Genomic DNA, 20,752 nt, shown 5'->3' with positions numbered 1-20,752 from the left:
CGACCACGCCCGCCTCCGAGCGCCCGGCGAACGCGCCTTCGCCCAGCTGAAATCCTGGCGACTCCTACGACGGGCCCGATGCTCGACCAACCGCATCAGCCGAACCATCGCCGCCGTCCCCACCCTCCTGACCTGGGAAAACCCAGGATGAAAGAAGCTCATTGAGTGCCCGTTCGAACCAGCCGACTGCGGTACCGGTTCCAATGATGCTGGACCGTCCCTTCGAAACGAGGGTCGGCCTTGGGAGTGTGAGACTGACTGGGCATGTCGCAGTCCTGAGCTGAATCGGATTATCGGGTCGGCTCCGTGTCGGTCGATGCGAGCCCACCGGGCTGGCTCTGGCCCGAGCTTCCGCAGCTGTTGAACCACAGCGCTGAGCGCGGTTGGATCCCCTGGCTATCCGCCTGCAGGTGCGGCCGGGGGAAGCATCATCGCCTCGCTCCGCCCACAGGGCCCGGCCGAGCCAGATTGTCGGGCGTGGTCGAGGCTGCCGGGGTCGAGGTGGTGGCGGGCACGGGTGATCGCGACGTAGGCGAGGCGTGCTTCCGCGCGGGGGAGAGGGGCCGGTTGGCCGTCGGCGCCGGTCTCGGGTTGGGGGAAGTCGTCGCCGACGCGGACGGTGGACCATTCGCGGCCTTTGGCGCGGTGGGCGGTGGACACGGTGACGGCGGCGGCGTGTTCGGGGCCGAGGCTGGTGAGGAGGGTGAGGATGGTGTCGGGGCCGAGGTCGTCGACCAGGCGTACCCAGGGCTGCAGGTCGCGGCCTGCCGGGTCTTCGTGTGCGTAGTCGCGCAGGTCCTCCCAGGTCTTGAACAGGAACAGTTCGTGGTGGCCGGTGCCGCGTCCGGCTTTCAGGTCGCGGGCGGCCAGGGCGAGGGAGCGCAGTTCGGCGCCGCCGCCCGCGATCGCGACCCGCCGCCCCTTGGCGAGGTGGTGCATGGCATCGGTCAGGGCGCCGGCGTTGGTGCGGCACAGCACCGCCTCGCTGCGCTCCAGCGGACCGATGCGGGTGTCGGTGCCATCGTGGCCGGTCAGCCGCAGCGGTGCGTCCACCGCTTCCAGCACCGGTTGGCCTCCTCGGCGAGGGCGGGCCCGAAACGGAAGGACTGGGTGAGACACAGGCGGGTGCCGGGGGAGTGGGCCATGATGTCGCGGGCGCCGCGCCAGGCGTAGATCTGCTGGGCCAAGTCGCCGACCAGGACGAGCTGGGTGTGGCCGCGCTGGGCATGGATGACGGATTCGAGGACGGGGTTGGTGTCCTGGGCCTCGTCGAGGAGCACGTAGTCGCCGGGCAGCCGGGGCCGGCTCAGCTGCCACATCTTGAGGTAGTGGTCGTGTTCGAAGCGGATCGCGCGGCCGTCCGGGTCGGTGGCGTCCTGCCACGCTTGGTGGGCGTGGGGCAGGACGGCCTTGGCCAGGGCCTGGTGGATGTCGGGGTCTTCGGCGCCGCGCTGGACGGGCACGTGGTGCAGGGCGAGGTCGGTGTCGGCGGACCAGCAGAACGCGCGCACCGTCTGCAGGGCGATGTGGGCGAGTGTCCAAGGTTCTACGTCCAGGCCGCCGAGGGTGAGCCGGCGGGTGATGTCGAGGGCTGCGGCGACCTGCCGGGAGGGGATCCGTACGCCGCCGAGGCGGTGCCGGTAGGGGCCGGCGGCGGCGCGGAAGGCGAGCGCGTGGGCGGTGGTGCACCGCACACGGGCCGGGAAGCGGGCTGCGGCGTGGTCGGCGACGGACCGGTTGAACGCCACGTACAGGCCGCGCCGCTGGTCGGCGTCCGCGAGCATCTGCAGTGTCGTCGTCTTGCCGGTGCCGGCCCCGGCCTGGAGGACCAGGTCCTCGCCCGCGGTGAACGCTCGCACCGCGGCCGCTTGCTCGCCGGTCGGCTCAAGCCCCACGCCGCCACCTCCCGGCACGGCCCGGCTGCCGGACACCGGACGGCCCTCCCGGTCCGGCGCCGCTCACACGGCCCGGCAGGTCAGCAGGCCGTTCGCCGACAGGACCCAGCCCGCCACGACACCGGCGTCGCGCACCGACATCAGCCGGCCGGTGAACTGGTCCACCGTGAGACCGCACGACCGTGCCACCTGTGCGGCGTCGAGGACGAACGGCTCGCCCGGCCCTTCCGCCCACGCCGCCACGGCCAGCGCCGCCAGCCGCCCCGGCACCTGCAGCGCGGCGACACCGGGCCGGGCGAGCATCCGCAGCGCCCACTGGCCGGCCCGCAGCCCGCCCGGCCGCCCCGCGAGCTCCGCCACCCACACGCCCGACCCGCACCGTCCCGGCCCCGCGGCCTCGAACCAACCTGACTCCGCGAGCTCGCCCACCGCCCGCCCCGGCGCTGCAAGCCGCAGCGAGCCCACAAGCCCGCCGGGCAGCGGAGCCCACCCGCTGCGCCGCACCCGCAGCGCACACACCACCGCCAGCAGCCGTGCCTCGGCACCGACACCCGTCGGCAGTGACGCGGCGGTGTAGCCGAGTGCGGCGCGCACCGCCGCACGCTGCTGCGTCTCCCCGCGGGCCTCCCCGCCACCGCGCGGACGTCGGGCCGCAGACCCCGGCGCAACCGGTTCGGGCCCGTCGGTGGGGGAGGGGACCGGGGCTGCCTGCGGGATGGATCCCGCGCAGGTGCGGCACACGTTCGCCAGATGCCAGGCCCGACCTCCGCTGCGCCGGAACACCACCAGGGACACCTCGCCGCCGCAGCCCGGGCTGCGGCCGTGCCACCGGCAGCCGCCGCTGCGGCAGCAGCAGGTGCGCAGATGGGCGGGCGGCTGTTCGCGGCGTGCGTGTTCCGCCAGGTGCGAGAGCACCAGGCCCGGCAGGGGCGCACCGCGGGCTGGCCTGCGAGGCCCGGTGCAGCCGTGCGATCCGCACCGCAGCTGGCGCCGTTGGGGATCGATTACCACCGACCACGCGCCGCCCCACACGGGGGCGTTGCTGCCCTGCATCGTGCATGCCGCCCTTCCCTGTCATCGTTCCTCCGTCTGCGCATCCGGGCCCCGCGGTTCGGGGCGGCGACACCGTAGTGCAGACCCCTGCACCGTCGGCGGCCCGCGAAAGGCCCGCAAAATAGGGCAGAGGTCTGCACTGACAGGGCAGGGGTCTGCACCGTGCGATAGCACAGTGATCACTCCGCCGCCCGACCCCAACCTCCCCGCGCTGAGCCGCCGGCTCGCACGGCACCGGGCCGACCGCGGATGGACCTACGACCAACTCGCCGAGCACAGCGGCCTGTCACGCCGCACCGTCATCGAAATCGAGCAGGGCCGCACCATCGGCACCCTCGCCACCTGGCACGCCCTCGCCCACGCCTTCAACATCCCCCTCGGCGACCTCACCGCCGCCCTCTGCGAAGGCCACACCCCACCCCAGCAGCCCCCGGCCTGAACCGGACTCACCGCCTCGGCGACCACCCGAACGGGAACCCGGACTCGAACACACACCCCGCCCCGGACCAGGCCTACGACCCCTCTCCGCCGCTCGGGCGACAGCTGCCCCACGCCCCACCGAGCTTCCGCCTGCCCCGTGCCAGCCTCCCCGGCATGCCACCCACCCCCTGCACCCCGCCCGGCTTCAACTGGGACGGCACCCGCAAAGGCCGCGGCCCCACCCGCCTGCTACGCATCGACCCGGACAGCCCCAGCCGCCTCCTGCGATCCGCCCAACTCGCCGCCTGCCGATCCTGCGGAAACCCCGTCGAATGGTGCTACCGCACCGACAGCCGCCCCCTGCCCCTGCACCCCGCCGAACTCCCCACCCCCCACGTCCCCGCCGACGCCCGCTGGAACATCGCCGCCGGCATCGCCCACCCCACCGCCGGCGGCCAACCCTGGTGCCGCATCGCCCACCCCCGCATCTGCCCCGCCCAACCCGTCGACCCCACCCGCCCCACCACCCCCGAGCTCGACGCCCTGCGCCGCCAACTCGCCGTACGCACCCGCCGCCTGACCGACCACGGCTTCACCCCCGCCCCACCACCCGAAACCCCCGGCGTGCCAACCCCGGACCCCGAGAGCGCACCGCAGCGCCCGGTCGTCCACTTCCTCCACACCGACTACCTCGCCCCCGGCCCCCTCCACACCGTCCGCTGCATCGCCCAGACCCTGCGCCGCACCCGCTGCACCAACACGATCGACACCCGGCCCCCGGCCGGCCGCTGGGTCCTGCGCCCCGCCGACCCCGCCCCCACGAGCCCCGGGCACCTCGCCAGCCACCTCACCGACACCCTCATGGCCGTCTACCACCTCGGCCACCAGCCCTATGGCGAGCAGCTGCGCTGGCGCAGCCAGCACTGCACCGTCCACGCCCCGAGCCGTGCCGCGGACGTGGCCCTGACCCAGTGGCAGGTCTTCGACCCGTATAGCCACCACCAGCACATCCGCCGAACGCTCCCCGGTGCGGCGGCCCGCGGTGTCGAGTGAGCTGTCACGGGCTGGGCTCGTTCTCGTCCAGGTGCTGAGGTGCCGAGGCGCCGGCGGGGGAGCGGCGAGCAGAGCTGGCGCACTGTACATGACATGTCGACTGCGAACCGCACGGTTCACGCGACTCGCGTAAGCGAAACAGGGAATTCCGCGGCCTGAATTCAAAATGCTCAGGCGTTGCTCAAATTTCCAGTCGAACGTTTGAGTCGATCTTCAATTGCCGACATTGTTTGAGCGTGCCCGCACGAAGGTCGGGCAAGCGGAGAATGATGGAGGATGAACCCATGCGGAATGCAATTCGCCGGATAGTCGGTATTTCTGCCGGTGTAGCGGCTCTCGCGGCCCTCGGCACACCGACCGCACTGGCGGCCCAACCCGCCCCCGGCGACAAGGCCCACCCGGCGAAGACCGCGACGCCCGCAACCCACCGGCTCACGGTGGACCGGCGGATCCCGGCCGTCATCCCGCCCAAGGACGGCGCGATCCAGGCCGCACCCTCGGTCGTGACCGACGACGCCTTCACCATCGCCAAGAACGGCGAGTACAACGGCGAGACGTGCGGCACCAACACCATCGACCAGGCGACCGGCTGGGGGCCCATGACGCTGACCCTCACTCAGAGCCGCGCCATCGCCACCACCTGGAACGCCAGCGTGTCGATCTCGCCGTGGAAGGTCGGCGCCACCGTCGGATTCAGCGTCACGGACACCGTCACCAAGACGGAGGCCGGCGCCTACACCGTCCCCGCGGGCAAGTACGGTTACATCAAGGCCTTCCCGCTCTACGACTACTACACCTTCGAGGTGTGGAACACCCAGATGGGCCGGCAGATCGGCTGGGGCGAGGTCAGGCACCCCGCCGGCTTCTGCTACGACCACTCCTCCTAGGAGCCAGACCGAGCATGCACTACCGATCGAAGACATCAGTGGGCGCGGCGGCCGTTCTGGCCGCCGCGCTCGCGGCCTGCACACCCGCAAGCCCCCCGCCCCCTGACGGGCCGAAAGGTCCCTGGGCACTCGAGCAACTCGCCCCCGCGCCCGTCACCCCGGACGTCCAGGCCGCCGCCGACGCGCCCCCCGCCACCGGACACGCAAAGATCATCGGACTCGCCGACCTCCCCGGCGCCCGCATCGTCCTCGCACTGAGAGCCGGCCGCTGCGAAGCACTGCTGCTCCCGCCGGCAACCGCCCCGGCGGGAGGCGCTGGAGCGGCCAGTTTCGGCGCCCCCAGGCCCATCGGCGAAATATCCCCGACGGTCGACCGCAAGGAATTCCCCGGAGGAATTATCGAAACCCCCTACAGTCGGTCTTCCGGAATTTCCACCCCCTATTTCGACTACCTGTCGCTCGGCTGCTCCGAGAACGCCATGGCGGTCCGACTGGAAGGCGCCCCGGCCAAGGAAAGTGCCACCACGCTCGGAGACTCCGTCCAGACCTGGCGCGACGGGCGGTACTTCTACATCACAGCTGGTCGAGCCACCCGACCGTCCCCCTGACAAGCGTGAATCCGGTGCCGCCCTGGCTCACGACTCGCAGAACTCCAGGCCCATGGCGGCTCCCTTGCTCAGGCACCACCAGAGGCTCGGTTGCGGGCCGATGCGGTCAGGTGCGGGGCCGCTGCGCGGCCCCGCACCGGGCGTTCGCTCCGGCCCGGACCCGTGCCCGCGCGATGTCAGCGGGGCTGAGGGGAAGCTTGGGTCATGGCGGCGCGGCCTGACCCCGGGCCTGCATCCCTCTGCTCACCAGACCCGCGGCCGCCGCTTCGACGGTCCCACCAGCCGCATGCGTGCCACCGCTGCCACCCATCCGGCTCTCCGCCGAACCGCGCCCCCACCCCGGCGCCTTGCCGCCTCCCGGCTCCTTCGCCTCCCCGAGCCCGCACCTCGAGACTGTTGTGGATCCGCATACTTGTCATCCCCCGGTGTGCGCGCAGGGGAAGGTGAGACTGTGTTCATCGCCGCAGACTCCCAGGGGCAGCGGGTGCAGGCAGGCCGAGACCTCGCGGCCGGTGTGTTCTCCTGCCCGATGTGCGAGTGCCGGGTCTTCCTCAGGCGGGGCGTCAAGGTCAATGCACACTTCGCCCATGCGCCCGGCTCCGACTGCCCCACCGCCGAAGGCGACAGCTGGCGGCACCTGCTGGCCAAGCAGGTCCTGGCCGAGGAGTTCGCCACCCGGGGCTACCGGGTGATGACCGAAAGGCCCCGCCAGGCGGAGGGACGCCGGGTAGACGTTGCCGTGGCCGTCGAGATCGCTCGGGGCCGCTACCGCCTCGTGGCCGTCGAAGTTCAGGACGCCGCCATCCGGGTCGACACGATGAAGGCTCGCACCCGCCTGGACCGACAGCTCGGCTACGACGCGACCGCTTGGCTGTTCACCAGCCACCCCGCCGCCGCACTCATGAACGCTGCGCCCGACGTCGAGGTCCGGATCCCCGCGGAGATGCTCTGGGTGGCCAGACGCTTCAACCAGGGCATGCCCGTCATCGACCCCGTACAGGAAAAGACGAGGTCGCGGTCGATAGCGGTGGGCATCGGTGTGCCGCTCACCGGGTGATGCCACAGTCGGGGATCACCTCGGTGAGCACGACGACCGGGAGCACCGCCGAAGTGAGGGCCAACGGCAGGACGGGTGCGTGCTCACGCGGCACCTTCCTCGGGTCTTACGTGTCTTGCCCGGCCTGGGGTGCGGCTATTGCCCGGTAGCGGACCTGTGCAGCTGTCCCGCGCCACTGGGTTATTGGTGCTTGGTGATGCCGAAGGGCCGGCACCCTGTGGCGGGTGGCGGCCCTCGGGTTGGCCCGGGTTCGAGAGGCTGGCCAGTCCTGGCGAGGGGATGACGCGGAGGATCCTTGCGTCGCTGCGGTCAGGACGGTGGGCTCGTGTCGCCTGACTCCGAGGTCGGTTGGCTCTGCCTTCGTGCTGCTGTTTGGCTTCGTGGGTGGGTCAGCCGTTGGCGATGTAGAGGAAGGCGATGAGGGGGAGCAGGAGCAGACCGCAGGTGATGAGGAAGATGCCGGTGAGGCGGGGCTTGCCGGCGACGCCGAGGAAGGGGGGAGGGCTGGTAGTTGAGGTCGCGGAGCTTGGCGCGTTCGGTGGCGCGGTCCCATTCGGCCTGCTTGCGGGTGCGGTAGCCGCGGATGTCGAAGGTGAGGAAGGAGCCGTAGACGAGGGCGCCGGCGGCGATGAGCAGGACGACGATGTAGGCGATCGGGTCGGTTCCGGTGTCAGTGGTGGTGGCGGCGAGCAGCACGGGGCTCCTTCAAAGACGATGGGGAGTGGGGGTGGGGGTGTTGGGGGCAACCCCACCTGGGTTTTTGCGCGGGGTCAGATGCGTGCGGGATGGTCCAGTGTCGGTTGGGGCCGCCGTTGCAGGTCCGGAGCGCCGGTTTGGTGGCCGCTGGCTGTGCTGAAGTTGAGCAGGTCGAGGCAGCGGGCGGACTGGGGGCTGTAGAGGTCGCGTCGGCGCAGGTTCGAGTCCTGCCTTTTTCGCTGAACACGCGCGGGCTGTTCGGGTTCCGGGGGGCCCGTCACGAGTTGCGCGTTCTGTGGTGCCAGTGCGGGTCACCGGATCCGGATGGCTGGAGGGTGTGCTTCCCGCCCGGGCCGGCGGTCAGTTGAGGCTTTTGAGGGTTGCGGTGAGGGTGTCGGCCAGATGGGTTCTGGCGTCGGATGAGGGCGCGAGGACGGTGAGGTTGGCGGTGGGGTTGCCCGTACCGACGACGAGGAAACGGGTCTTGGGGTAGGCCGGGGCGATCTGGGCGATGGCCTGTGCCTCGATCGTGGTCGCGGCGACGACGACGGTGCAGTGGCGTGCGACGAGGGTCGTGGCGTAGGGCAGGGCATTGCCGAGGGTGGGCTCGCCCACGACCGGAAGGCTGGTGACTTTGGCGCTGGTGGCGGTCGAGGCCTGCTGCAGGGCGGCCCAGGCCTCGGCGGCCTCCGGGCCGTTCACGCCGTGCTGGTCGGTCAGGAGGCAGGCCTGCTGCGCGGTGTACTGGCGGGCGCGCGGGGGAGCGGGCGGGGAGGGCCAGAGCAGTACGGCCAGCAGGATGCCGAGGCCGAGGGCCGCGGCCGCCGCGATGGCGATCCTGGTTCTCGTCATGGCGCGCATCCTCGCATCCCGCCGCCGGCTTCCGGGAGGCGGGTGTCCGGAAAACGGCAATGGGCGGAAGCGGGATGTCCTTGTTCCGTGCCGGACCCACTGTCTGTCAGCCAGGAGGACTGCATTCGAACCGAATTGGTCCGGGTGGCCGCCTGGGCCGCTGAATTGACGGACTGAGATCAAGTAAACCTGCAGGGAAAATGCCCCATTTGCGAAGCAAGTCTGCAGCTGGAGGCGCTGCTGGGCGCGCTCGGCGATGAATTGGCTACGAATCGGTGTGATGCGCGCGAATCGGACCGATCGCGCCCTAGGGGAAGGAAGTGCCGCAACTTTCCCGCGAGTTGTAAACAAAACATAAACATCGGAGATCGTTCCGATATCGGTCTGGCGCTGCATGATCACGTAGGGGAGTGTTCGGGCCGTCTCTGTCTGTAATGCACTCCTGGAGCGGTCATGCCCTCGCGGCGTACGCGGTCTGCTCGGTTCCTGTTCTCCCCGCGAAGCGGGTGGGCCCGCAAGGTGGCACTCATCGTGCTCACCGCGATCGCCCTGCTGCTGTCCACGGAGTCGGCGGCCGCACGCGGCGAGACCCTGCCCCCGGTCTCGATGAACGGCCTCAAGACATGGATCGCCGACCTGTGGAAGGGCGAGCCGCACTGGGGGGGGCGCTGCCCAAACAGCAGACCGGGACCGCGTCCGGCAAGCGCCATGACGCCTCGGCAGCCGACACCCGGGCCGGCGGCGGCGCCGGCCACGCACCGGGCAAGGGACACGGCGAACTCGCCGCGTACGAGCCCCACGCCGCGAAGGTGCCCCAGGGCCTGAGTGCAACCGTGACCGGCTTCGACGCCAAGGCCAGCAAGCGGCGCGCGGACAAGTCGACCAGCACCTCGGACTACTTCGAGAACCCCGACGGCTCCCACACCCGCCGCCTCTACCCGGCTCCGGTGAACTTCCAGGAGGCCCAGGGCAACTGGCAGAAAACCGACAGCACCCTGACCAAGGCCGCCTCCGGCCGCTGGCAGCAGAAGGCCGCCGCCCAGGGCGCGGACTTCGCTGCCAACGCCAACGACCCCGCCCTGGCCAGGCTCGCCCTGGACGGCGGCCGCTCGCTCTCCTTCGCCATGCAGGGCGCAGCCGACTCCACTGCCCAGGCATCGGGGGCGGACGCCGTCTACCCCGCCGTCGCCCCGGACACCGACCTCAAGCTGACCGCCTCCCCGGCCGGCGTGAAGGAATCGATCGTCCTGCGCTCCGCCAAGGCGGCGACCACCTGGACCTTCCCCCTGGACCTGCAGGGGCTCACCGCCCACCTCACCGACGCGGGATCCGTCGAACTGCGCGCCGCCGACGGCACCGTGGCGGCCGTCATCCCGCACGGCTACGCCTTCGACTCCAAGATCGACCCGCGCTCCGCCGACCCGGCCACCACCCACAACGTCACCTACCGCCTGCAGACCACCGGCGGCCGCACCTCGCTGGTCGTCAGCCTCGATGGGGCATGGCTGCACGCGCCCGAGCGGGTCTTCCCCGTCACCGTCGACCCGACGACCTTCACCTCCCAGGCCGTCAGCACCTACGCGCAGTCCGGCGTGCCCGAGGGCGACCACTCCACCGAGCAGGAAATCAAGATCGGCTCGTACGACGCCGGTCCGCACAGTGCCACGTCCTACCTCGCCTTCCCCAAGCTCGGCCTCGACAACTCCAGTGCCACCGTCTCCTCCGCCCAGCTCAACCTCCGCGTCACCTACGCCTCCAGCTGCACCCCCCAGACGTTCAATGTGGCAGCCGTGAACACGGCCTGGACCCCGGCGGGCGTGACCGGCTACCCCGGACCCGCCTACGGTGCCTCCATCGCCACCGGCAAGCCGGCCTCCGTCACCAACGCCTGCGCGAACACGGCCGGCGACCCCGCCGTCGGCGACGACTTCACCGTCAGCCTCCCCGCCGCCACACTGAACAGCTGGGCCACCGGCGCCAGCCCCGACTACGGCCTGGCCCTGTACGCGCCGAACACCGACACGCTGCACTACATGAAGTTCGGCTCCATGTACAACCCTCGTGCCTTCCCCTCACTGACGATCACCTACAGCAACATGCTGCAGCCCCAGGTCCTGATCCAGACCCCGGTCAACGGTTTCGCGGCGAACACCCTCACCCCTCTGCTGTCCGCGACCGCACAGCTCGACCCCGGCATGATTCCGCCGCCCACCCCGAAGTTCGCCTTCCAGGTCTACAACGAGTCCGGAACCAAGATCGCAGAATCCGGCCTGATCACCGGAGACGTCTCGACCAGTGCAGGCAACTGGACGGTACCGGCCGGCAAGCTCGTCTGGGGCCAGACCTACTACTGGACCGTGCAGGCCTACGACGGCATCGGCTACTCCCCGAACCCGGTCTGGAACGCCCTCACCACCCAGGTCCCGCAGCCGCAGATCATCTCCGGCCTGTCCCAGAACACCGACGACCACGGTCTCAGCCCCAGCATCGGCAACTACACCACCACCGCCACCGACGCCGACATCTCCTCCCCGGGCCCGAGCCTGTCCATCGAGCGCGACTACAACTCCCGCGACCCCCGCACCACCGGCGGCTTCGGCGCCGGCTGGTCGAGCATCGTCGACGCCAAACTCACCGAACAGCCCGACGCCTCCGGTGCCATGACCAGCGTCGTCGTCACCTACCCCGACGGCTCCGCGGTCGGCTTCGGCAAGAACTCCGACAACACCTTCTCCCCGCCCCAGGGGCGCTTCGCCACGCTGCGCACCGTGACCGGCGGCTACTCGCTGACCGACAAGAACGCCACCGTCTACACCTTCACCCAGTCGTTGGGCACCGGCGCGTACGGGCTGACGTCCGTGGCCGACGCCAACGGCCGCGCCCTCAACCTGACCTGGACGAGCGGCACGGTCACCAAGCTCACCTCGAGCGCATCGGGCCGCACCCTGACCCTCACATGGGCCAAGCCCGCCGGGGCGCTCGCCACGCACGTGGCCACGGTGACCACCGACCCCGAGGTCCTGGGCGACGCGTCGACGGCCCGGGTGTGGACCTACGGCTACACCGGCGACCAGCTGACCCGGGTGTGCTCGCCGATCAGCACCACCGCCTGCACCACGTACGCCTACGCGGGCGCCTCGCAGTACCGCAACCTCGTCCTCGACCAGGACGCCTCCAGCCTGTGGCCGCTGTCGGAGGCTTCCGGCACGGTCGCGGCCAGCGCGGTCCTCACCCAGCAGGGCGCGGACAACGGCACCTACCGTGACGTCACCCTCGGCCAGCCGGGCCCGCTGGCCGGTAGCACCGCGACCGCCGCCGGCTTCAACGGCACCTCCTCCCAGGTGAAGCTGCCACGCCTGGGCATCGGGGCGTCGTCCGCACAGACGATCTCTCTGTGGTTCAAGACCACCACCCGCAACGGCGTGCTGTTCTCCTACTCCGACGACCCGATCAAGCCGTCGGTGGATCTCGGCAACTTCGTGCCGGCCCTGTATGTCGACAGCGCCGGGCGCCTCAACGGCATCTTCTGGACCAACAACGAGGCCCCCACACCCATCACGACCCCCAGCAACCAGCTGGTGGACGACGGCAACTGGCACCACGTCGTGCTGTCCGGCTCCTGGAACAACCAGCGGATGTGGCTGGACGGCCAGAAGGTCGGCGCGGACGCCCCCGGGTTCGGCACCGCCGGCTATACGGTGGCGAATGCGTGGGCGTTCAACCAGGTCTACCTCGGCACCGGCTACCTGAGCGCGGAGTGGCCCAACCACCCCACCGTCGCCACCGGCAAGCAGATCGCCGCCTACTTCAACGGGTCGATCGCGCAGGCCGCCTGGTACGACAAGCCGCTGCAGCAGGCCGACGTCACCGCCCTCTACCAGACGGGCAAGAACCCGGCCCAGCTCCTCAACAAGGTCTCCCGCGCCTCGGGCAAGACGTTCGCCGACATCACCTACGACCCGGCCACCGCCGCCGTCACCAAGCTCACCGACGAGAACGGCGGCAACTGGACCCCGGCGGTGCCGACCATCACCGGCTCCAGCCAGGTCTACCGCTCGGCCGTCATGGGCGCCTCCCCGGCCAACTACTACCGGCTCGGCGAGGCCGCAGGCGCGGCCTCGGCCGTGAACGAGATCAACTCCGGTGCGGCCACCTACTCCGGCGTCACCCTCGGCGACGCCGGGCCGTTCGGCGACACCACGGCCGCGACCTTCAACGGCACCTCCTCCTACCTGCAGCTGCCCTCGTCCGTGCAGCTGACGACCGGGCCGAACTCGGCCGAGATGTGGTTCAAGATGAACGCCGGCAGCACCGCCGGCGGCGTCCTGTTCGGCTACCAGGGCTCACCCCTGACCTCGCCGACCCAGACCAGCTGGGTGCCCGCGCTCTACGTCGGCACCGACGGCAAGCTGCGCGGCAAGTTCTGGAACCTGCCGCAGGTCACGGGCCCGCCGAAGGTCAACGACGGCAAGTGGCACCACGTCGTGCTCGCCGCCTCCTCGAGTGCCCAGACCCTCTACCTCGACGGTGCCGCGGTCGGCTCCAGCACCGGCGCCATGAGCGCCCCCGCCTCCCAGGGCTACGTGTACGTCGGCGCGGGCAACGCCACCGGCTGGTCGAACGCCCCCACCAGCCCGGGCGGCTACTTCCCCGGCTCGATCGCCGAGGTGGCCTTCTACCGCACCCAGCTGAGCTCGGCCCAGGCCGGCGCCCACTACACCGCCGGCAAGAACAGCAACGGCCTCAACCCCGTGCAGAGGATCGCCGTCACCGAGCCCGGCGGCGGCACCATCGGTTACGAGTACGACGTCCACAACGGCAACCGCATGATCGCCCAGACCACCGCGCTGGGCGAGCGAACCACCTACGGCTACGACACCTCCGGCTTCCTGCGCACCGTCACCGACCCGATCGGGAACGTCACCACCACCGGCCACGACGTGCGCGGCAACGTCGTCTCCAAGACGACCTGCCAGAACCAGGCCGCGCAGAAGTGCTCCACCTCCTACTTCACCTTCCTGCCGGACGCCACGACGGTGAAGCTGTCGCCCAGCCCGCTCAACGACCTGCCCGCCACCATGCGCGACGGCCGGTCCGCGAACGCCGACGACCCGACCTACGTCACCTCGTACGGCTACGACGCCAACGGGAACCAGACCGGCGTCACCACCCCGCCCGTCGCGGGCTTCCCGAGCGGCCGCACCACCACCGTCGCCTACACCGACGGCACCACTGTCGCCGCCGCCGACGGAGGCTTCGCCCCCAAGGGCCTGCCGTACAGGACCACCTCGCCCGGCGGCGCCGTCACCGCCGTCAGCTACTACAAGAACGGCGACATCGCCTCCGTCACCACCCCGACCGGCATGGTCACCCGCTTCGAGTACGACAACCTCGGCCAGATCCTGAAGAAGACCGTCGTCTCCGACAGCTTCCCGGCCGGTCTGGCCACCACCTTCACCTACAACAAGGCCGGCCAGCAGGAGACCCGCACCGACCCGCCGACCACCAACCGGGTCACCGGCGCCGTCCACACCGCGAAGACCACCACAACCTTCGACGCCGACGGCCTGACCCTGTCCCAGACCGTCTCCGACCTGACCGGCGGCGACGCCCCCAGGGTCGTCAGCAACACCTACAACCAGTACGCACAGCTGGAGACCAGCACCGACGCCGTCGGCAGGATGACGACGCTGCGCTACGACGCGCGGGGCATGCGCTCCAGCGAGACCGCCGCCGACGGCACCACCACCGACACGGCCTACGACGCGCTCGGCCGCGTCACCGCCCAGACCCTGAAGGACTACGCCGGCGACCCCACCCACGCGGCGGGCGACCTCGTGCTGTCCTCCCGTTCCTACGACCCGGCCGGCCGCCTGTCCAAGCTCTACGACGCCAGCGGCAACATCACCCAGTACACCTACACCGACAACGGGCTGACCGCGACGGTCACCCGCACCGACCCCACCGGCGCCCACAGCTTCGTGCTGCAGAACAACACCTACGACGCCGCCGGCAACCTGGTCCAGCAAGCCGCCAACAACGGCGCGACGACCACCCGCACCGGCTTCGACGCGGCCAACCGCGCCACCACCTCCACCGTCGACCCGGCCGGGGTGAACCGCACCACCACGATCTCCTACACGCCCGACGACCACGTGGCCATCGAGCGGCTGACCGACGCCACCGGCAGCACCCGCACCACCAGCCACACCTACGACGCGATGGGCCAGGAGACCAGCACCTCCATCCAGGACGACACCGTCGGACGCCCCGTCACCTGGTGGACCCTGGACCAGCCCTCCGGCACCGCGGTCTCCGATGCCACCGGCAACGGCAACACCGCCGCCACCGCCGCGGGCGTCACCTGGGGCAACGGCGCGGCAGGCTTCAACAACACCGCCGGGCAGACCGTCACCTCCACCGGCCCGGTCCTCAACACCGCCACGTCCTACACCGTCTCGGCCTGGGCCAACCTCGCCGACACCAACTCCTTCCACACGATCGTCGCCCAGAGCGGCAACGCCCACGGCTCGTTCTTCCTGCAGTACTCCAAGGCCCTGAACGCCTGGACGTTCATCGCACCCAGCGGCGACTCCACCACCGGCGTCACCTACGCCTCGGCGACCGCCACCGGCGCACCCGCCACGAACACCTGGACCCACCTGGTCGGCGTCTTCGACTCCGCCACCGGCTCCATGAAGCTGTACATCAACGGATCGCTCGCGGCCACCGGCACCAACCCCAGCCCGTGGTCCGGCAACGGCCCGCTGGCGGTCGGCAACATCAAGCTCGCCAACGGCGGGTTCCTGGCCGGCAACACCTTCAGCGGCCAGATCGCCAACGTCCAGGCCTATCAGCGGCCGCTCACCGACACCGACATCGCCACCCTCTACACCGCGGGCCGCGGCGGCGGCACCGTCGCCGGCACCACCCGGCAGGCCGCCGCGGCGTGGAAGCTCGACCAGACCTCCGGCACCACCGTCGCCGACACCACCGCCAACAACTACACGGCCACCGCCGCGGGCGGCGTCACCTGGGGCAACAGCGCGGCAGGCTTCAACAACGCGGCCGGGCAGACCATCTCCACCACCGGACCGGTGGTCAACCCCACCGCCTCCTACACCGTCTCCGCGTGGGCGAACCTCGCCGACACCAACGCCTACCACACCGTGCTCGCGCAGACCGGCGCCAACCACGGCACCTTCTTCCTGCAGTACTCCAAGGGCCTGAACGGCTGGACGTTCATCTCGCCCAGCGCGGATTCCACCACCGGCATCACCTACGCCTCGGCGACCTCGCCCACACCCCCCGCGACCAACACCTGGACCCACCTGGTCGGCGTCTTCGACTCCACCAACAAGTCCATGAAGCTGTACGTCAACGGGTCACTGGCCGCCACCACGACCAACAACAGCCCCTGGTCCGGCAGCGGACCCCTGTCGATCGGCAATGTCAAGCTCGCCGGCGGCGGCTTCATGGCCGGCAACACCTTCAGCGGCCAGATCGCCAACGTCCAGGCCTACCGCTCCGCCCTCAGCGCCGGCGACGTCGGCAACCTCTACAACGCGGGCCGCACCAGCGGCGTCACCGCCGCCGCCCCCCTGTCGACGGTCAGCTGGAAGCTCGACCAGCGCGGCCTGCCGCTGAGCATGACCGACCCGGCCGGCAACACCACCACCTACGTCTACGACGAAGCCGGCCACCAGGTCCTCACCAGCCGGCCCACCGTCAACGCCGAGGTCGGCGGCGGCGCCCCGGTCGCCGTCCACCCCGTCACCACCGTCGGCTACGACACCTTCGGCAGCCCCACCGAGACCCAGGACCCCAACGGCAACACCGTCACCACCGCCTACGACGCCGCCGCACGCCCCGTCTCGCAGAAGCTGCCCAACTACACCAAGCCCGACGGCAGCGGCACCATCACCGACGCCGTCGCCACCACCGAGTACGACGCCGCCGGCCACGTCGCCAAGCGCACCGACCCGCTCGGCCGCACCACCAGCTACACCTACACCCAGCTCGGCGACCTCGCCGAGACCACCGACCCCGCCGGCGGCAAGACCACCACCGTCTACGACGCCAGCGGCCGCCCGCAGTCCGTCACCACCCGCGGCGGCGCCCAGGCCTTCACCACCTACGACTGGCTCGGACGCAAGATCACCAGCAGCGTCCGCGACCGCTACCCGACCCCGACCACCTCCACCACCACCTACTCCTACGCCCCGTCCGCCACCAACCCCGGCGGCGCGTTCCTCGCCTCCACCACCAGCCAGCTGGGCGTCACCGCCTCCTCGGCCTACAACAACGTCGGCGAGGTCCTCTCCAGCACCGACCCGGCCGGCAACGTCACCCAGTACACCTACGACGTGGAAGGCCGTACCACCGCCGTCCGCGCCCCCGACGGCACCTGGAGCAAGGCGGTCTTCGACGGACTCGGCAACCTCGCCGAGACCCGCCGGCTCGACACCGACGGCACCACCGTCCTGTCCCGCACCTCGGCGACCTACGACGCCATGGGTCGCGTCCTGTCCTCCACCGACCCCAACAACCACACCACCCGCTTCACCTACGACGCTACCGGCGCCCTGATCACCCAGGTGGAGCCCGTCACCGACACCACCTCCATCACCACCAGCTACGGCTACGACGCCGCCGGGCAGCGCACCCGATTCACCGACGGCCGCGGCAACCAGTGGATCTACGGCTACAACGCGTGGAACCTGCCGGAGACCACGCTGGAGCCGGCCGTCTCGACCGCCGCCTACAGCTACACCTCCGCCGCCGACCGCACCACCACCACCGTCTACGACAAGGCAGGCCGGGCCGCCCTGGCCATCGCCCCCGGCGGCGTGCGCCAGCAGATCGGCTACGACGACCTCGACCGCGTCACCTCGCAGTCCGGCAGCGGCGCCGAGGCCGACACCGCCACCCGCTCCTTCGACTACGACGCCGACGGCCGCGTCACCGGCGCCCGCACGGATGCCATCGGCACCACCACCGCAGCCACCGGCGAGACCTTCACCTACAACGACCGCGGCGCCCTGCTGACCGCCACCGGCAGCGCCGGCGACAGCAGCTTCGCCTACAACGCCGACGGCCAGCCCACCTCCCGCACCGACGCCGCCGGCACCGCCACCTACACCTACAGCGCGGGCCGCCTCGACACCGCGAGCGACCCCCTCACCAACACCGTCCTGCAGTACACCTACAACAGCCTGTCCCAGCCCGCCGGCATCGCCTACGGCGCCGGCGGCAACACCCGCACCTTCAACTACGACAGGCTCCACCGCCTCACCGCCGACACCCTCAAGACCCCCGGCGGGGTCACCATCGCCGCCATCGGCTACGGCTACGACCCCGCGGGCAACACCACCAGCAAGACCACCCAGGGCTTCGCCGGCGCCACCACCAACACCTACACCTACGACCACGCCAACCGGCTCACCTCCTGGAACAACGGCACCGCCACCACCGCCTACGAGTACGACGCCTCCGGCAACCGCATCCGCTCCGGCGCCAACGTCTACACCTACGACGCCCGCAACCAGCTCACCGGCGACGGCGTCACCACCTACACCTACAGCGCCCGCGGAACCCTCACCAACACCCGCGTCGGCCAGACCGACACCACCAACGCCTCCGACGCCTTCGGCCAGCAGGTCCTCCAGGGCGACCAGCGCTACACCATGGACGCCCTCGGCCGGGTCATCACCGACCAGGGCACCTCCTCGACCCGCACCTTCGCCTACTCCGGCGCCGACAACCTCGTCGCCTACGACGGCGCCAACACCTACAGCCGCGGCGCCGGCGGCGAACTCCTCGCCACCAGCACCCCCGGCGCCTCCGCCGGCAGCGGCGTGCTGGCATTCACCGACCGGCACGACGACGTCGTCGGCAACTTCACCGCCACCGGCACCGCCCTCACCGCGTCCACCGCCTACGACCCGCTCGGCTCCGTCCTCACCGGCACCGTCACCGGCCAGCTCGGCTACCAGTCCGGCTGGACGGAGAAGAGCACCGGCCGCGTCAACATGGCAGCCCGCTGGTACAACCCCGGCGCCGGCCAGTTCATGAACAAGGACACCTGGTCCCTCAGCCCCAACCCCGACTCGGTCGCCGCCAACCCCTTCGCCTACGCCAACGGCGACCCGATCGCCAACACCGACCCCAGCGGCCACGGCATCTGGGGCAGCATCAAGAGCTGGGGCGCCAAGGCCCTCAGCGCCGTCAGCCGCGGCTGGCACACCGTCACCAACACCGTCCAGGCAGCCACCAGCTGGGTTGTCGACAAGGCCAACAGCGCCGTCGACTGGGTCGTCGACACCTACCACAGCGCCGTCAACTCCTTCACCCGCGACCTCGAGCGGCTCACCCGTCAACTGCGGGAGGCCACCAAGCGCCTCAACGACGCCTACAACCGCATCAAACGGCTCGCCGCCACCTACACCGCGCCCCTGCGCAAGGCGGCCGGCGTGGTCGCCAAGGGCACCCAGCAGCTCGCCTCCACCACCTGGAACGCGGTCAAGGACGCCCCGGCCGCCACACTCAACTACGTCAAGGCCCACGCCGCGACGATCGCCTCCTTCGCGGTCTCCACCCTCGTCTTCGTCGGCTGCGAAGCCGTCGTCACCGCCGCGACCGGCGGCGCGGGTGCCGTCCCCGGCGCCATCGCCTGCGGAGCCCTCGCGGGTGCCGCGGCCGGTCTCGTCGACCAGGGCGCCAAGTGCCTCGGCGGCCAGCAGGGCGCCTGCTCGCTGAACGCCTTCGCCACCTCCGCCGTCGTCGGCGCCGTCGGCGGAGCCATCGGAGGCTGGGCCGGCGGAGCCATCGGCGGCAAACTCGCCCAGACCGCCCTTGGCAAGATCCTCCCCAAGCTCGTCACCCGCACCCTCGAGGAAGCCGCCGTCGGCGGCATCTCCGGCGGAGCCAGCGGAGCCGTCAACTACGGCCTGAGCTGCTCCGACAACGCCACCGGCTGCAGCTGGTCCGGAGCGCTGCAAGCGACAGCCAGCGGGACCGTCGACGGAGCCGTCGGCGGAGCCATGGGCGGCGCCCTCAGCCACGCCGGCTCCCGCGCCCGGGAGATCGCCGGACCCGGCACTGGCCGCCACCGCGCCACCGGAGAGGGCGGTGCCAGCTCCTCCTGCCCCACCACCCCCGACCCTCACAGCTTCACCGGTGAGACCCCGGTCCTCATGGCCGATGGCACCACCAAGCCGATCGACCAGATCAAGACCGGCGACGAGATCACCAACGCCGTCCCCGGCAAGGAAGGCACCGAGACCCACACCGTCACCGACGTCATCGTCACCACCACCGACCACGACTTCGTCGACCTGACTGTCGCCCCGGTCACCGAGGCCGAAACGACGCCCCAGGCAGTACCCAACACGGGAGGCGCATTCCGCAAGGCCCTTCTGGGCCTGGCCGCAGGCGCCGCCGCACTGACCCTCTGGGCCGGCGGATCCGTACAGCCGGCCCAAGCCGCAGAGGGACCCACGGCAGCGCCCGCCGTCAGCACCACAGACGCGCACACCGGCGAAGCCACCCTCACCACCACCTACCACCACCCCTTCTACGACCAGACCCAGCACGCCTTCGTCGAGGCCAAGGACCTCCACCCCGGGGACATCCTCCAGAGCACCGCTGGCGATGTCCGGGTTGTCACCGTCCGGCTGTACCACGCCGATGCAACGACGTACGACCTCACCATTGGCGACCTCCACACGTACTATGTGGCGGCAGGTGACACGTCGGTTCTCGTACACAACATCAACCCTCCGGTCGCGGGAGCCTGCGCGGTCACCGGTGGCCCCTACCGTGGAGGCCAGTACAAGGATCAGCACGCCAAGCAGGGCGTGATCGAGCGCAATCACATGCCTGCTAGCCAGTCAATTCAAGATGCTTGGGGAATGCCGGAGGGTCAGGGCCTGACCATTCAGATGGATATTGCCGATCACAAGCAGACGCAGAGCTGGGGAAGTAGCCGTGCGGGTCAGCTCCATCGGGCACACCAGACCTACCTGCTCAGGCAGGGGCGCTTGACAGAGGCACTGCAAATGGACATCGATAATGTTAAGAGTATGTTCCCGGGGAAATATGATTCCGCAATCGATGAGATGCTGACAAAGCTTCCCGAGTTCATCGAGGCGGCGAATCGGGCTGGATTTAATCGTCCCATACGTTAGGCTGGGAGGTTGTGTTGGTTGTTATGGAAGTACGTCCACTCGA

At 70.5% G+C, this 20,752-nt stretch carries 11 protein-coding genes and 1 pseudogene; 7 read left to right on the top strand and 5 right to left on the bottom strand.

The features are described from left to right. Positions 1-151: pseudogene (locus tag AB0M03_RS34045) on the top strand (IS5/IS1182 family transposase); the annotation flags it as partial. A gap of 245 nt (positions 152-396) precedes the next feature. Here the strand turns inward: AB0M03_RS34045 and AB0M03_RS34040 are convergent. The 3 genes from AB0M03_RS34040 to AB0M03_RS34030 all read right to left on the bottom strand — a co-directional run bounded on the left by AB0M03_RS34040 (position 397) and on the right by AB0M03_RS34030 (position 2,489). After that, positions 397-1,065 (bottom strand): 3'-5' exonuclease, encoded by a 669-nt coding sequence (locus AB0M03_RS34040; protein WP_363499065.1) that lies wholly within the window; start codon positions 1,063-1,065, stop codon positions 397-399. After that, positions 1,032-1,895: a UvrD-helicase domain-containing protein gene (locus tag AB0M03_RS34035; RefSeq protein ID WP_363499062.1), complete on the bottom strand. Its 864-nt coding sequence runs from the start codon at positions 1,893-1,895 to the stop codon at positions 1,032-1,034. Before AB0M03_RS34035 ends, AB0M03_RS34040 begins: the two co-directional genes overlap by 34 nt. 63 nt (positions 1,896-1,958) lie before the next feature. Beyond that, positions 1,959-2,489, bottom strand: a complete 531-nt coding sequence (locus AB0M03_RS34030) for a hypothetical protein (RefSeq protein WP_363499059.1) — start codon at positions 2,487-2,489, stop codon at positions 1,959-1,961. A 634-nt stretch (positions 2,490-3,123) separates the two neighbouring features. Here AB0M03_RS34030 and AB0M03_RS34025 point away from each other — a divergent pair. The 5 genes from AB0M03_RS34025 to AB0M03_RS34005 all read left to right on the top strand — a co-directional run bounded on the left by AB0M03_RS34025 (position 3,124) and on the right by AB0M03_RS34005 (position 6,973). Then, the gene (locus AB0M03_RS34025) at positions 3,124-3,387 is read left to right on the top strand and encodes a helix-turn-helix transcriptional regulator (protein WP_363499056.1); all 264 of its coding nucleotides are present in this window, start codon (positions 3,124-3,126) and stop codon (positions 3,385-3,387) included. A gap of 155 nt (positions 3,388-3,542) precedes the next feature. Then, complete coding sequence (locus AB0M03_RS34020; RefSeq protein WP_363499053.1) at positions 3,543-4,421, top strand: DUF6083 domain-containing protein; 879 nt, start codon at positions 3,543-3,545, stop codon at positions 4,419-4,421. Between the two features lie 284 nt (positions 4,422-4,705). Continuing rightward, on the top strand, positions 4,706-5,308 hold the full coding sequence (locus AB0M03_RS34015) for a hypothetical protein (protein ID WP_363499050.1): 603 nt from the start codon (positions 4,706-4,708) through the stop codon (positions 5,306-5,308). Between the two features lie 14 nt (positions 5,309-5,322). After that, a complete protein-coding gene (locus AB0M03_RS34010) occupies positions 5,323-5,916 on the top strand; it encodes a hypothetical protein (RefSeq protein ID WP_363499048.1) in 594 nt (197 codons plus the stop codon). Between the two features lie 451 nt (positions 5,917-6,367). Then, complete coding sequence (locus tag AB0M03_RS34005; protein ID WP_363499045.1) at positions 6,368-6,973, top strand: competence protein CoiA family protein; 606 nt, start codon at positions 6,368-6,370, stop codon at positions 6,971-6,973. A 309-nt stretch (positions 6,974-7,282) separates the two neighbouring features. On the opposite strand, the gene AB0M03_RS34000 is transcribed toward AB0M03_RS34005, so the two are convergent. Continuing rightward, positions 7,283-7,669 carry a hypothetical protein gene (locus AB0M03_RS34000; RefSeq protein WP_363499042.1) on the bottom strand — a complete coding sequence of 129 codons (387 nt, stop codon included), beginning with the start codon at positions 7,667-7,669 and terminating at the stop codon, positions 7,283-7,285. Positions 7,670-8,029: 360 nt separating this feature from the next. Continuing rightward, entirely contained in the window at positions 8,030-8,521 is a 492-nt protein-coding gene (locus tag AB0M03_RS33995; protein ID WP_363499039.1) for a BMP family ABC transporter substrate-binding protein, read from the bottom strand. 638 nt (positions 8,522-9,159) lie between these two features. On the opposite strand from AB0M03_RS33995, the gene AB0M03_RS33990 reads away from it, so the two are divergent. Beyond that, the gene (locus AB0M03_RS33990; RefSeq protein ID WP_363499036.1) at positions 9,160-20,709 is read left to right on the top strand and encodes a LamG-like jellyroll fold domain-containing protein; all 11,550 of its coding nucleotides are present in this window, start codon (positions 9,160-9,162) and stop codon (positions 20,707-20,709) included. The last annotated feature ends 43 nt before the right edge of the window (positions 20,710-20,752 follow it).

The sequence above is a fragment of the Kitasatospora sp. NPDC051914 genome (assembly GCF_040680995.1).
GTDB lineage: Bacteria > Actinomycetota > Actinomycetes > Streptomycetales > Streptomycetaceae > Kitasatospora.
Note: the sequence above shows the minus strand (reverse complement) of the source record. Positions and strands in the feature narration are given on the sequence as shown.